Genomic DNA, 12,430 nt, shown 5'->3' with positions numbered 1-12,430 from the left:
GACCTGCGCCACTACCGTCTGCGGCGGCACTGTGACAACTCGCACACCGCCGAGCGGATCTTCTGGCGGGTTCCCTCTGGCGGAAGGCGACGCGGCACGGGCAGGATCAAGCGCATGGATCTGCTCGACACCCTCACCGCCAAGGGCCTGCGCCGGGAACTGCCCACCCGGGAGGAGGCGCTGGCCGTCCTCGCCACCACGGACGACGAACTCCTGGACGTCGTCGCGGCCGCCGGCAAGGTCCGCCGCCAGTGGTTCGGCCGGCGGGTCAAGCTCAACTACCTGGTGAACCTGAAGAGCGGTCTCTGCCCGGAGGACTGTTCGTACTGTTCGCAGCGGCTCGGTTCGAAGGCCGAGATCCTCAAGTACACCTGGCTGAAGCCGGAGCAGGCGGCCGAGGCGGCCGCCGCGGGCCTCGCGGGCGGCGCGAAGCGGGTCTGCCTGGTCGCCAGCGGCCGCGGCCCGACGGACCGTGACATCGACCGGGTGGCCGACACCATCGCCGCCATCAAGGACGCCGACGCACAGGTCGAGGTGTGCGCCTGCCTGGGCCTGCTCTCCGACAACCAGGCGGAGCGGCTGAAGGCGGCCGGCGCGGACGCGTACAACCACAACCTCAACACCTCCGAGGCGACGTACGGCGACATCACCACCACCCACACCTACGCGGACCGGGTGGACACCGTGCAGAAGGCGCACGGTGCGGGCCTGTCGGCCTGTTCGGGTCTGATCGCGGGCATGGGCGAGAGCGACGAGGACCTGGTCGACGTGGTGTTCGCGCTGCGCGACCTCGGCTCGGACTCGGTGCCGGTCAACTTCCTGATCCCGTTCGAGGGCACGCCGCTGGCACAGGAGTGGAACCTCAGCCCGCAGCGCTGCCTGCGCATCCTGGCGATGGTCCGCTTCGTCTGCCCGGACGTCGAGGTGCGGATCGCCGGCGGCCGCGAGGTGCACCTGCGCTCGCTGCAGCCGCTGGGCCTGGAGATCGCCAACTCGATCTTCCTGGGCGACTACCTGACGAGTGAGGGCCAGGCCGGTCAGGCCGACCTCGACATGATCAAGGACGCCGGCTTCACCGTGGAGGGCGCGGGCGAGCGCACCCTGCCCCGGCACCGCGCGGACGCGGTCGCGGGCGGCTGCGGCGGCGCCGCCGCCTCGGCCTGCGGCACCGAGGCGCACGCGTGCGGCACCGGCGGCTGCGGCCCGTGCGGCGGGCACGCCGAGCCGGCCGCGACCGAGGCCCCGGCGGAGGCCGGGGCCGAGGCGAAGGCCCTGATCGAGGCGGAGTCCTCGGACGAGGCCCGGACCGACCTGGTGCGGGTGCGCCGCCGCGGCGCGGGCACCGAGCTGGCCCCGAACGCCTGATGGCCGACGTCCAGCACCTGCTCGGCCTCGACCGGGCGCACGTCTGGCACCCGTACGGGCCCATGCCCGGCACCGTCACCCCGTACGTGGTGGAGTCCGCGTCCGGGGTGCGGCTGCGGCTCGCCGGGCCGGCGGGCGGGCACCGGGAACTGATCGACGGCATGTCCTCCTGGTGGGCGGCGATCCACGGCTACCGGCACCCGGTGCTGGACGAGGCGGTGCGCGAGCAGCTCGGCCGGATGAGCCACGTGATGTTCGGCGGGCTCACCCACGAGCCCGCCGTCCGGCTGGCGGCGACGCTGGTCGACATCACGCCGGAGCCGCTGCGGCACGTCTTCCTCGCCGACTCCGGCTCGGTCGCGGTCGAGGTGGCGTTGAAGATGTGCCTGCAGTACTGGCAGTCGGTCGGCCGCCCGGCCAAGCGCCGGGTGCTGACCTGGCGCGGCGGCTACCACGGTGACACCTTCCACCCGATGTCGGTCTGCGACCCGGACGGCGGGATGCACCACCTGTGGGGCGGCGTGCTGCCCCGTCAGCTGTTCGTCCCGGAGCCGCCGGCCGGCTTCGACGCGCCGCTCGACGAGGCGTACGCGGGTGTGCTCGCCGACCTGGTCGCGCAGCACGCGGACGAGCTGGCCGCGATCATCGTGGAGCCGGTGGTGCAGGGTGCGGGCGGGATGCGCTTCCACTCCCCCGGCTACCTGCGGCTGCTGCGCGAGCTGTGCGACGAGCACGGCGTGCTGCTGGTCTTCGACGAGATCGCCACCGGCTTCGGCCGCAGCGGGGCGCTGTTCGCGGCGGACCACGCCGGGGTGTCGCCGGACGTGATGTGCCTGGGCAAGGCGCTCACCGGCGGCTACCTGACGATGGCCGCGACGCTGTGCACCGCGGAGGTCGCCGACGGCATCAGCCGCGGCGAGGTGCCGGTGCTGGCGCACGGTCCGACGTTCATGGGCAACCCGCTGGCCGCGGCCGTCGCCAACGCCTCGATCGGGCTGCTGCTCGGCCAGGACTGGCAGCTGGAGGTCAAGCGGATCGAGGCCGGGCTGTCCGCCGGGCTCGCGCCGCTCGCGGACGCCCCGGGCGTGCTGGACGTGCGGGTGCAGGGCGCGATCGGCGTCGTCCAGCTGGACCACCCCGTCGACATGGCGGCGGCCACCGAGGCCGCCGCGCGCGAGGGCGTGTGGCTGCGGCCCTTCCGCGACATGGTCTACACGATGCCGCCCTACGTGACGGACGATCAGGACCTCGCGCGGATCGCCGCCGGTGTCGCGGCCGCGGCGGTGGCCGGATGAGCGTGCTGTTCGTGACCGGCACCGGGACGGAGGTCGGCAAGACCGTCGTCACGGCGGCGGTGGCCGCCCTCGCCCGGGGGCCGGTGGCCGTGCTGAAGCCCGGTCAGACCGGGGTCGCCCCCGCGGAGGCCGGGGACGTGGCCGAGGTGGTCCGGCTCACCGGGCGCGGCCTCACCGTCCGCGAGCTGGCCCGCTACCCCGAGCCGCTCGCCCCCGACACCGCGGCCCGGCGGGCCGGCCTGCCCGCCGTCCACCCGCAGCAGGTCGCGGAGGCCGTCGCCGAACTGGCGGAGGACCACGCGCTGGTGCTGGTGGAGGGTGCGGGCGGGCTGCTCGTCCGCTACGACGAGGACGGGCACACCCTCGCCGACATGGCGCTCGCCGCGGCCGGGCTCGGCCTGGAGCCGTCCGTGCTGGTGGTGGCGACGGCCGGGCTGGGCACCCTCAACACGACGGCGCTGACCGCGGAGGCCCTGGCGGCCCGCGGGCTGCGGCTGCACGGTGTGGTGATCGGCGCCTGGCCGGACGAGCCGGACCTGGCGATGCGCTGCAACCTCGCCGACCTGCCGGTGGCTTCGGGCGCTCCGCTGCTCGGGGCGCTGCCCGCCGGGTGTGCCGCGGTGGGCGGTGGGCCCTTCGTGTCGGCGGCCCGCGCCGCGCTGGCCCCGGCGCTCGGCGGCAGCTGGGACGCGGACGCCTTCACCGCCGCGCACGCGGTACCCGCACCGGGCCGGTAGCGGCGCGTGCCGGTGCGGGCGGGCTCCCGGCGGGGGCCCGCCCGCACCGGCGTGCGGTCACGGGGTGGCGGTCACGGGGACACGCTCACGGGGACACGGTCACTGGGCGAGCGTCTTGCCCGTCTCCAGCAGCGACTTGAGGTCGCTGAGCACCCAGCTCCAGCCGCCGCCCCCGCCCATCTGCTCGTCGTCGTGGGCGCCGCTGACCAGCGCGGCGAGCTGCGGGGCGCCGGCCAGCTCGTGGGTGACGGTGAGCCGGGTGGAGCCGTCCTTCTCCGCCAGCTCGTAGGTGACCCGGGTGAAGCCCTCGGCGGCCAGCTGCGGGTCCATCGCCATCCGCCAGGTCAGCACCAGCTTGCGCGGCGGGTCGGCCTCGACCACCTCGCCGTCGACGACGGTCTCGGGGACGGGGAAGCCCATCGCCTTGGCCCCCTCGACCATGGCCGGGCCGGGCAGGGTGCGGTAGGGCGCACCGGGGGTGAAGTCGTAGTCGGTGAGGCCTCCGTAGCCGTAGCGGTCGGTCCACTCGGGCTTGGTGATGGCGTCCCAGACCTTCTCGGGGGCGGCCTTGATGTAGACGCGGTAGACCTGGGTGGTCGCCGCGCTGTCGGTCCCGCTCATGGATCCTTCTCCAACTCTGCCTTGAGCTCGGTCAAAGCGGTCACGTGGCGTTCGGTGTACTTGTCGATCCAGCGGTCGTGGATCAGCCGGATCGGCACGGGGTTGAGGAAGTGGAGCTTCTCGCGGCCCGACTTCCGGGACACCACGAGGCCGGCGTCCTCCAGCACGCGCAGGTGCTTCATGACGCCGAACCGCGACATCTCCAGCTCCGACTCCAGCTCGGTGAGCGTCCGCCCGTCTCGGGCGAAGAGCAGGTCGAGCAGGAACCGGCGGGTCGGGTCGGCCAGCGCCTTGAACACCAGGTCGTCGTCGGACACGCCTCCAGGATAGGTGACCATTTGGTCACATGTCTACCGGGGCGCGCCCGCTTCCGGGCCGCTGCGTCGACGCGGTCAGGCGGCGCGGTCAGGCGACGCCGCAGAGCCGGAGCACGGCGGTCGTCCCGGCCGCCGCCACGACGACCAGCGGGAAGGGCGCCCGGCGCAGCACCAGGACGCCGGCGACCAGCACCCCGGCCGGCCGGGCCCAGCCGGCGAAGCCCTGGCCCTGGGTGAGGGCCGCGGTCGCCACCAGGGCGATCAGCAGAACGGCGGCGGCGGTGGAGAGCAGCCGCTCCAGGGCCTCGGAGAGGTGCAGCCGGTCGCGGAGCACCGGGCCGGCGAGGCGGAAGCCGTAGGTGCCGGCGGCGAGCAGCAGGATGGCGAAGAACGGCATCAGCGGGCCTCCCCCACCGGTTCGGGACGGGATCCGGACAGGGGCCCGGACTCGGGCTCCGGGTCGGCTTCGAGCTCGGGCCCGGGCACGCGGGTCGGGGTGCGGCGCAGCGCGGCCCGGGCGGCCGGGACGAGCGCGACCAGCGCCAGCAGGACGGGCAGGCCGGCCGGCAGGAAGGGCGTGGCGGCGACCGCCGCCACGGCGCCGACCAGGGCCGGGTTGCGGACGGACCGGTCGGCGAGCGAGGGCAGCACCAGGGCCAGCAGGACGGCGGGGAAGGCCGCGTCCAGCCCGAGCGCGTCGGTGTCGCCGATGGCGCCGCCGGCCATCGCGCCGAGCAGGACGGCGATGTTCCACACCGCGAACAGGGCGACGCCGCAGATCCAGAACGCGGCGCGGCGGGCCTTCGGGTCGCGCTGCAGCAGGGTGAACGCGGCGGACTCGTCGGTGAGCATCTGGGCGCCGAGCAGCTTGGCCCGCCAGCCGCCGCCGAGCACGTCGGCGACGGCGAAGCCGAAGGGCAGCAGCCGGGCGTTGAGGACGAGGCCGGTGACCACCGCGGCGATCGGGCCGCCGCCGGCCAGCACGACGCCGACCGCGGCGAACTGCGAGCCGCCGGCGAAGACCAGCAGGGACATGGCGACCGGCACCCAGGCCGGCAGCCCGCCGGAGACGGCGATCGCGCCGAAGGAGGCGCCGACGAGGGCGTCGGCGAGACAGACCAGGGCGATGTCGCGGAGCGTGCCGCGATCGAGTGTTCGCATTGCCGAACGCATGTCCATTAGAATGAACAGCAACTTCGGCGTTCGTCAAGCCGAACGGACAGCAGTCTGGAGCGAACACGTGGACCCTGTGGACAGCGTCCCTGCGGACGGTGCGGCGGCACCGGGCGGACACCGGTCCTCCCTCGATCTGATCGCCCTGATCTCCGCCTCGATCCGCCGCGAACGGGAGCGGGCCGGGCTCTCCATGGCGGAGCTCGCCCGCCGGGCGGGCATCGCCAAGTCGACGCTCTCGCAGCTGGAGGCGGGCGCCGGCAATCCGAGCGTGGAGACCCTGTGGGCACTCGGCGCCGCCCTCGACGTGCCGTTCAGCCGCCTGGTCGACCCGCCGCGGCCGCAGGTCCGCATCGTCCGGGCCGGCGAGGGCCCGGTCACCTGGTCCGAGCGGGCCGACTACGCGGCCACCCTGCTCGCGTCCTGCCCGCCGAACGCGCGCCGGGACATCTACCGGATCGACGCCCAGCCGGGCGGCGTCCGCCGCTCCGACCCGCACCTGCCCGGCTCGGTGGAGCACGTGGTGATCGGCACCGGCCGGGCCCTGGTCGGCCCGGCCGCGGCCCCGGTCGAGCTCGGCCCGGGCGACTACATCGCCTACCCGGGCGACGCGCCGCACGTCTTCGAGGCGCTGGAGCCGGACACCACGGCGACGCTCACCATGGAGCACGTCTGACCGGACGGCCGGCTGCCCCGCCCCGCGGGCCTCAGCCCGCCAGCGGGCGCACCCAGCGGCGCCACTGCTCCTCGCGCCGGTAGCCGGCGCCGGCCCAGGCCCCCTGGCCGAGGGCGTTGTGCTCCAGCACCATGGCGTCGGCGCGGCGGCCGCCCAGCTCGGCGAACCTCGCCTCGGCCGCCGCGATCAGCGCGCCGCCGACCCCGCGGCGGCGCAGCTCCGGGTCGACCGCCAGCCGGTAGAGGTGGCAGCGCCAGCCGTCGAAGCCGGCGATCACGGTGCCCGCGAGCACCCCGTCCAGCTCGGCGACCAGCAGGGCCTGCGGGTCCCGTTCGATCAGCCGGGCGACCCCGGCCTCGTCGTCGGTGATGCTGGCCCCCTCGGCGGCCCGGCCCCAGAAGGCCAGCAGGGCGGGGATCTCGTCGGGGCGCGCGGTACGGATCGCGATGTCGGTCATGCGCCCCTGTCTAACAGCCGTGCTCCGACCCGACGCAACATTCCACAGGGTGGGACGGGGCGGGCTGACCTCGCGTCACCCGTCCCGTAGGCTCGGGCCACCCCCGCCTGTGCGACACCCCGCGAGGAGCACCGTGCCGACCGCACCCATCGCAGCCCCTGCCCCCGGCGCCGCCCGGTCCGCCGTGACCGGTTCCGATCCGGCCGGCTCCGATCCGGCCTGCGGCGCGGCGGCGGAGTTCGTCCGCTCGCAGACCGCGCTCGGCGCGGTCCCGTTCGTCCCCGAGGTCCGGCTGCACCTGGCCGAGGAGGCGATCGGGCTGTGGGAGCGCACCGAGTCCGCGAAGGGCGAGGTCGGACTGCCGCCGCCCTTCTGGGGGTTCGCCTGGGCCGGTGGCCAGGCCGTCGCCCGCTACGTGCTCGACCACCCGGAGACGGTCGCGGGCCGGGCCGTGCTGGACCTCGCCGCCGGCTCCGGACTGGTCGGCATCGCCTGCGCCCTGCGCGGCGCCGCCTCCGTCACCGCCGCCGAGATCGACGCGTACGCGGTCGCCGCGATCGGCCTCAACGCCGCGGCGAACGGCGTGCGGATCGACGCGCGCTGCGCCGACCTGCTGCCGGGCGACGGCGCGCCCGCCGAGGTGGTGCTGGCCGGCGACGTCTTCTACGAGCGGGCCATGGCCCACCGGGTGCTGCCGTTCCTCCGGCGCGCCCGTGCCCGCGGCGCCCTGGTGCTGGTCGGCGACCCGGGCCGGGCGTACCTGCCGCGCGAGCACTTCACCGAGGTCGCCTCGTACCGGGTGCCGGTGGTGGCCGATCTCGAGGACGCCCCGGAGAAGACCTCGGTGGTGTGGCGCCTCGACGGCTGAGCCTGCCCGGGCCCGCGTCGGCGGGCGGCCGCACCGGAGCGTCACCGCCTTCGTACCGTTTCCATACCGAATACGTGATGAGCTGCGGAAACGCTCGCGGCCCGAGGGGTGCCCGAGTACCATCCCGGCTGATGCCCCGGGGTGCGCGCGCCGTTGTGCCGTGCTGCCCCGCGGCGGACTCTCGCGGGGCAACGGAGGTCACCGCGCACTCGGCACCGCGCGCCAGAGCTGTCGCGCGAACGCGGGAAGGGCGGCGACGTGGCGGATCGGCTCACCGGAGGGGACTCCTCGCTGCTGCGTCGGATCAACGCGGCGGTCACCCTGCGGGCGCTGCGCGACGGACAGACCGTCACCCTGACGCAGCTCGTCGGCGACACCGGGCTCTCCCGGCCGACCGTCGAGGGCGTCATCGAGGGCCTGATGGAGTCCGGCCTGGTCGCCGAGGTCGAGCAGGGCCTGGACGGCGGCGGGCGCCGCGGCCGGCCCGCCCGCTGGTTCCGGTTCCGCGCCGAGGCCGGGCACGCGCTCGGCATCGAGGTCGGCGTGCACGACGTCCGGGTGGTGCTGGCCGACCTCAGCGGCGAGATCCTCGCCGGTCACTCCAAGCCCGTCGACGAGGCCCTCGACGCCGAGGAGCGGCTCGGCGTCATGCGGACGACCGTCGCCGAGGTGCTGCGCAAGACCGGCGTCCTGCGGGACAGCCTGTGGGCCGTCGCCGTCGGCACCCCGGGCATCGTGGACGGCGAGGGCACCGTCCGGCTCAGCACCGCCGTGCCCGGCTGGACCGGCCTCGACCTCGGCGCCCGGCTGCGCCGCTCGTTCCGCTGCCCGGTCGTCATCGAGAACGACGCCAACCTCGCCGCGATCGCCGAGCACTGGAAGGGCGCCGCGGTCGGCAAGGGCGACGTCGTCTTCGTCATGGCCGGCCTCAGCCCCGGTGCCGGCTCGCTGATCAACGGGCGGCTGCACCGCGGGTACGGCGGCGCGGCCGGCGAGATCGGCGCCCTGCACCTGCTCGGCCAGGAGGCCACCCCGGAACGGCTGCTCTCCACCACCGGCAAGCCGCTCGACCCGCTGGACGAGGCGGCGGTCGCCCGGGTGCTGCGGCTGGCCCGGGAGGGCGACGCGGTCGCCCGGGACGCCATGGACCGCTTCCTCGGCCGGCTGGTGCACGACGTGGCGGCGCTCGTCCTCGCCCTGGACCCGCAACTGGTGGTGGTCGGCGGCTGGGCGGCCGGGCTGGACGGCGTCCTGGAGCCGCTGCGCGAGCGGCTCGGACGCTTCACCCTGCGGGCGCCGGAGGTGGCGCTGGCCGCGCTCGGCACCGAGGTCGTGGCGACCGGGGCGCTGCGGGTGGCGCTCGACCACGTGGAGGAGCAGCTGTTCCCGGTGGCCGGCCCGCGCTGACCCGGTGCACCGCCCCGGAACGCGGACCGCCTCGACCGGGGTGACCTCGACGGCGCCGGTCTCGCCGAAGGTGAGCTTGCAGGTGTCGGCACGGTAGGTGCAGACGGCGCGGGCGATGTGCCGGCCGGCGGACGCGTACACGGTGGTGACCACCAGCACCGGGGTGCCCGGCGGGCGCTCCAGCAGGGCGGCCTGCTCGGCCTCGGCGACGCCCAGCTCGACCGTGCGGGACTCGCCGTCCACCCCGCAGCGCTCCAGCTGGCGGAGCACCGAACGGGCGCGCTCGCCCTCGGCCGTCGAGCCGACCAGCTGCGGCAGCGCGGGCAGGTGCGGCACCGCGGAGTCGGGGACGTGCAGCGACTCGGTCGCCATCACCCGGCCCTGGACGAGGCGCACCCGGCGCACGGTGTGCACCGTCTCGCCGGGCAGGACGCCGAGCTCGGCGGCCAGCCGGGCCGGGGCGGGGGCGCTGGTGCAGTCGACGATCCGCCAGGACTGGTTGCGCGAGGCGCTGGGCCAGCCCTCCTCGCTGCTGCTCACCGGGACGCCGACCCGCGGGGCGGCGATCACGGTGCCGATGCCGCGGCGGCGGACCAGCCGGCCCTCCAGCTCCAGCTGGTCGAGCGCCTGGCGCAGCGTCGCCCGGGCCACGCCGAAGCGGGCGGCGAGCTCGCGCTCGTTGGGCAGCACCTGACCGGCGGAGAACTCCGAGTCGATGGTGCGCACCAGGACGGTGCGCAGGTGCCAGTACTTCGGCTCGGGGGCCGCCGCGAGCTGTCCTTGCGCCACCGTGTCCTCCGCCCTGAAGGTGTGGGGGCCGCCCGATCCTTCCCCGGTTTCGGCAGGTGGGGAGGGTGGGCTTTATCCGTCCTTCTTTATTAAAGGTCTTTGCAGTAAGCAGACCCTAGGGGGTGGCGGACGAGATGGTCAAGACCAATGACCGGGCTTGACCGGAACACGGCCACTCGCCGACCGTTCGTGATCTGCGCCACGACGGAGCCGGACCGCTTCGGCGGACGGCCGGGGCGGCCGGTACCCTCCCGGGGTGATCGTGGTTTCGACAGTCAACGTCAACGGCATCCGGGCGGCCGCCAAGAAGGGCCTCACCGAGTGGCTCGCCGGCACCAAGGCCGACGTCGTCTGCCTGCAGGAGGTCCGCGCCGAGGCCGACCAGCTGCCGTCCGAGATCAAGGACATGGAGGGCTGGCACGCGGTCTGGGCGCCGGCCGCCGCCAAGGGCCGGGCCGGCGTGGCGGTGCTCTCCCGCCGGGCGCCGGAGCGCACCGCGATCGGCTTCGGCTCCACCGAGTTCGACGGCTCCGGCCGGTACGCCGAGATCGACCTGCCGGGCCTCACGGTCGCCAGCCTCTACCTGCCCTCCGGCGAGGTCGGCACCGAGCGCCAGGACGAGAAGGAACGCTTCATGGCGGAGTTCCTCGTCCACCTCGACAGCCTGAAGCGGCGGGCCGCCGAGGAGGGGCGAGAGGTGCTGGTCTGCGGCGACTGGAACATCGCCCACCGCGAGGACGACCTCAAGAACTGGCGGGCCAACCGGAAGAACGCCGGCTTCCTGCCCGAGGAGCGGGCCTGGATGACCCGGCTCCTCGACGACGTCGGCTACGTGGACGTCGTCCGCGACCTCCACCCCGACCAGGCCGGGCCCTACACCTGGTGGTCGTACCGCGGCCGCGCCTTCGACAACGACTCCGGCTGGCGAATCGACTACCTGATGGCCAGCCCGGGCCTCGCCGCCACCTGTGCCGACGCCTACGTCGAGCGGGCCGCCTCGCACGCCGAGCGCTGGTCCGACCACGCCCCCGTCACGGCGGTCTTCGACCACAGGTTCTGACTCGGTGAGCCGGCATCGCCGGGCGCCGGGAACCGGTGGAAGAACCCCGCACGGGGTCGCCACAGCGGATCAAGCCGACCACCGACCCTAACCCGTGGGGCGACCACCTGCCCCTGAAGATCGTCCTCTCCCCCTGTCGCGCGATCGTCGCACCACTGGTCAACTACATCGAGTCGCTGCACCACCAGCGCCCGGACCTCACCCTGACCGACATCGTCCCGGAGATCGTCGTACGACACTGGCGCCACCGTCTCCTGCACAGCCGACTCGCGGCTCGGCTGCGGAGGGCGCTGCGCCCCCTGCCGAAGGTCGTCGTCACGACCGCCCCGTTCCACGTGCAGCACAGCGGCGTCACCGGGTGACCCGATGCGTCCGGCCGCACACAGCGGCACATCCGCTTCGTCGGGCTACCGCGACGGTTTCCTCGTCCGCCCCGAAAGGCCTGCCCCGGGAAGGACGGGCGCACCGGACCGTGCCCCGGGCCGGCCAGGGCACGGAGATGGACACCGGGCCCCTTGGGCGGGCCCTGGAGGCCTGACGGGTAGGCGGCCGCATGGCACCGGTGGGCTGTTGCACACGGACGTTCTGACTGACAGTCGGACACCGCTGCGGCCCCTCGGTCACCCGCACGAGTGAAGGTCGGCGCAGGGCCGGACCGCCCGCGGAAGCAGGTCGGGCATCGGTGCCTAACGTGGTTCGGAAAGTCACCGTCGGTCGGCCGACCGACGTCGCCGCCAGGATCAAGAGGTACCCAATGAATCGTTTCATCACTCTTGCCGCCGGTGTGGCCGCCATGACAGCCACTGCCTCCGGATGCGGCAGTTCCGGCACCACGGCTTCCTCGACCCCGACCGCGAGCACCAGCGCCCCCACGACCGCCGCCGGCTCCGCTGCTCCCAGCCGGAGCGTCGCCACGGTGAAGACGGCGAGTTCGCCGTTCGGTCAGATCCTGGTCGACGGTTCCGGTAGGACGTTGTACCTGTTCAAGGCCGATACGGGGACGACCTCGACCTGCAACGGCTCCTGTACGCAGAACTGGCCGCCGCAGACCACGACCGGGGCACCCGACAGCAGCGGAGTGACCGCGTCCCTGGTCGGAACGACCACCCGTTCGGACAGCTCGACCCAGGTGACCTACAACGGCCACCCGTTGTACTACTTCTTCAAGGACACGAAGCCCGGAGAAACCAACGGCCAGGGCGTCAACGCCTTCGGCGCTTCGTGGTACGTGGTGAGTCCCAGCGGTGACGCGATCACCAGCCCAGCCTCCGCGTCGGCTTCCCCGTCTGCCGGCTCCACGGGCGGCGGTGGCTACTGAGGCCCGCTCCTGAACCTGCGGGGCGGCTCACGCCGCCGACCTGCACGGAGCCCGCATGAGCATCCCCGCCCTGGCGTGATCACCGGACGCTCGTTCGTATGGCCCATCCACTCGTGCGGCGTGTGCTCGGATTCCTGGTGCTCATCGCGCCCTGGCATCTCGACCTCGAAGCGGAGGTCCTGGTGCTGAGGCCCGAGAACGAGATGCCGCGCCAACAACTGGCCCGGCCGCGATACGAGCCGGCGGACGGGGCGGGCGCGGCCGGCGGCGCTCTCGAACGTCTCCCGCGTCATCGCCGGACGCAGGTGTTCCCGCTGACCCCGGCGACCCTGCCGCCCCGGCATCGA

At 74.3% G+C, this 12,430-nt stretch carries 13 protein-coding genes and 2 pseudogenes; 9 read left to right on the top strand and 6 right to left on the bottom strand.

What is annotated here, in order from left to right:
• Positions 1-114 precede the first annotated feature (114 nt).
• From bioB to bioD, 3 genes are read left to right on the top strand one after another with little or no spacing between them, the layout of a single operon-like run.
• Positions 115-1,365 (top strand): biotin synthase BioB, encoded by a 1,251-nt coding sequence (gene bioB, locus ABD353_RS28270; protein ID WP_344626514.1) that lies wholly within the window; start codon positions 115-117, stop codon positions 1,363-1,365.
• Positions 1,365-2,660, top strand: a complete 1,296-nt coding sequence (locus ABD353_RS28265) for an adenosylmethionine--8-amino-7-oxononanoate transaminase (protein ID WP_344626513.1) — start codon at positions 1,365-1,367, stop codon at positions 2,658-2,660. Before bioB ends, ABD353_RS28265 begins: the two co-directional genes overlap by 1 nt.
• Complete coding sequence (gene bioD, locus ABD353_RS28260) at positions 2,657-3,397, top strand: dethiobiotin synthase (RefSeq protein ID WP_344626512.1); 741 nt, start codon at positions 2,657-2,659, stop codon at positions 3,395-3,397. The genes ABD353_RS28265 and bioD overlap by 4 nt, the downstream gene beginning before the upstream one ends.
• 99 nt (positions 3,398-3,496) lie before the next feature.
• Here the strand turns inward: bioD and ABD353_RS28255 are convergent, their stop codons facing one another.
• From ABD353_RS28255 to ABD353_RS28240, 4 genes are all read right to left on the bottom strand, one after another.
• On the bottom strand, positions 3,497-4,018 hold the full coding sequence (locus ABD353_RS28255) for an SRPBCC family protein (RefSeq protein ID WP_344626511.1): 522 nt from the start codon (positions 4,016-4,018) through the stop codon (positions 3,497-3,499).
• Complete coding sequence (locus ABD353_RS28250; protein WP_344626510.1) at positions 4,015-4,335, bottom strand: ArsR/SmtB family transcription factor; 321 nt, start codon at positions 4,333-4,335, stop codon at positions 4,015-4,017. Before ABD353_RS28250 ends, ABD353_RS28255 begins: the two co-directional genes overlap by 4 nt.
• 88 nt (positions 4,336-4,423) lie before the next feature.
• Positions 4,424-4,732: an AzlD domain-containing protein gene (locus ABD353_RS28245; protein ID WP_344626509.1), complete on the bottom strand. Its 309-nt coding sequence runs from the start codon at positions 4,730-4,732 to the stop codon at positions 4,424-4,426.
• The gene (locus ABD353_RS28240) at positions 4,732-5,496 is read right to left on the bottom strand and encodes an AzlC family ABC transporter permease (protein WP_425555268.1); all 765 of its coding nucleotides are present in this window, start codon (positions 5,494-5,496) and stop codon (positions 4,732-4,734) included. The genes ABD353_RS28245 and ABD353_RS28240 overlap by 1 nt, the downstream gene beginning before the upstream one ends.
• 151 nt (positions 5,497-5,647) lie before the next feature.
• Between ABD353_RS28240 and ABD353_RS28235 the strand changes: the two genes are divergently transcribed.
• Complete coding sequence (locus tag ABD353_RS28235) at positions 5,648-6,184, top strand: helix-turn-helix domain-containing protein (RefSeq protein ID WP_263107840.1); 537 nt, start codon at positions 5,648-5,650, stop codon at positions 6,182-6,184.
• A 31-nt stretch (positions 6,185-6,215) separates the two neighbouring features.
• Here the strand turns inward: ABD353_RS28235 and ABD353_RS28230 are convergent, their stop codons facing one another.
• Positions 6,216-6,641: a GNAT family N-acetyltransferase gene (locus ABD353_RS28230; protein WP_344626507.1), complete on the bottom strand. Its 426-nt coding sequence runs from the start codon at positions 6,639-6,641 to the stop codon at positions 6,216-6,218.
• 133 nt (positions 6,642-6,774) lie between these two features.
• On the opposite strand from ABD353_RS28230, the gene ABD353_RS28225 reads away from it, so the two are divergent.
• The gene (locus tag ABD353_RS28225; protein WP_344626506.1) at positions 6,775-7,509 is read left to right on the top strand and encodes a class I SAM-dependent methyltransferase; all 735 of its coding nucleotides are present in this window, start codon (positions 6,775-6,777) and stop codon (positions 7,507-7,509) included.
• Between the two features lie 258 nt (positions 7,510-7,767).
• Complete coding sequence (locus ABD353_RS28220) at positions 7,768-8,916, top strand: ROK family protein (RefSeq protein ID WP_344626505.1); 1,149 nt, start codon at positions 7,768-7,770, stop codon at positions 8,914-8,916.
• Between the two features lie 141 nt (positions 8,917-9,057).
• On the opposite strand, the pseudogene ABD353_RS28215 reads toward ABD353_RS28220, so the two are convergent.
• A pseudogene (locus ABD353_RS28215) lies at positions 9,058-9,606 on the bottom strand (GntR family transcriptional regulator); the annotation flags it as partial.
• A gap of 355 nt (positions 9,607-9,961) precedes the next feature.
• Here ABD353_RS28215 and ABD353_RS28210 point away from each other — a divergent pair.
• The 3 genes and pseudogenes from ABD353_RS28210 (at position 9,962) to ABD353_RS28200 (ending at position 12,083) form a co-directional block, all read left to right on the top strand.
• A complete protein-coding gene (locus ABD353_RS28210) occupies positions 9,962-10,765 on the top strand; it encodes an exodeoxyribonuclease III (protein WP_344626504.1) in 804 nt (267 codons plus the stop codon).
• A 95-nt stretch (positions 10,766-10,860) separates the two neighbouring features.
• Positions 10,861-11,127 (top strand): annotated as a pseudogene (locus tag ABD353_RS28205) (amino acid permease); the annotation flags it as partial.
• 392 nt (positions 11,128-11,519) lie between these two features.
• The gene (locus ABD353_RS28200; protein ID WP_344626503.1) at positions 11,520-12,083 is read left to right on the top strand and encodes a COG4315 family predicted lipoprotein; all 564 of its coding nucleotides are present in this window, start codon (positions 11,520-11,522) and stop codon (positions 12,081-12,083) included.
• The last annotated feature ends 347 nt before the right edge of the window (positions 12,084-12,430 follow it).

This window comes from Kitasatospora arboriphila (assembly GCF_039528095.1).
GTDB classification, from domain to species: domain Bacteria; phylum Actinomycetota; class Actinomycetes; order Streptomycetales; family Streptomycetaceae; genus Kitasatospora; species Kitasatospora arboriphila.
This window is presented reverse-complemented; position numbering and strand designations above follow the sequence as displayed.

Bases quoted from the DNA above. Each gene is read 5' to 3' on its own strand.
- ABD353_RS28230 (WP_344626507.1), bottom strand. From the start codon at position 6,641: ATGACCGACATCGCGATCCGTACCGCGCGCCCCGACGAGATCCCCGCC.
- ABD353_RS28240 (WP_425555268.1), bottom strand. From the start codon at position 5,496: ATGCGAACACTCGATCGCGGCACGCTCCGCGACATCGCCCTGGTCTGT.
- ABD353_RS28245 (WP_344626509.1), bottom strand. From the start codon at position 4,732: ATGCCGTTCTTCGCCATCCTGCTGCTCGCCGCCGGCACCTACGGCTTC.
- bioB (WP_344626514.1), top strand. From the start codon at position 115: ATGGATCTGCTCGACACCCTCACCGCCAAGGGCCTGCGCCGGGAACTG.
- bioD (WP_344626512.1), top strand. From the start codon at position 2,657: ATGAGCGTGCTGTTCGTGACCGGCACCGGGACGGAGGTCGGCAAGACC.
- ABD353_RS28200 (WP_344626503.1), top strand. From the start codon at position 11,520: ATGAATCGTTTCATCACTCTTGCCGCCGGTGTGGCCGCCATGACAGCC.
- ABD353_RS28255 (WP_344626511.1), bottom strand. From the start codon at position 4,018: ATGAGCGGGACCGACAGCGCGGCGACCACCCAGGTCTACCGCGTCTAC.
- ABD353_RS28265 (WP_344626513.1), top strand. From the start codon at position 1,365: ATGGCCGACGTCCAGCACCTGCTCGGCCTCGACCGGGCGCACGTCTGG.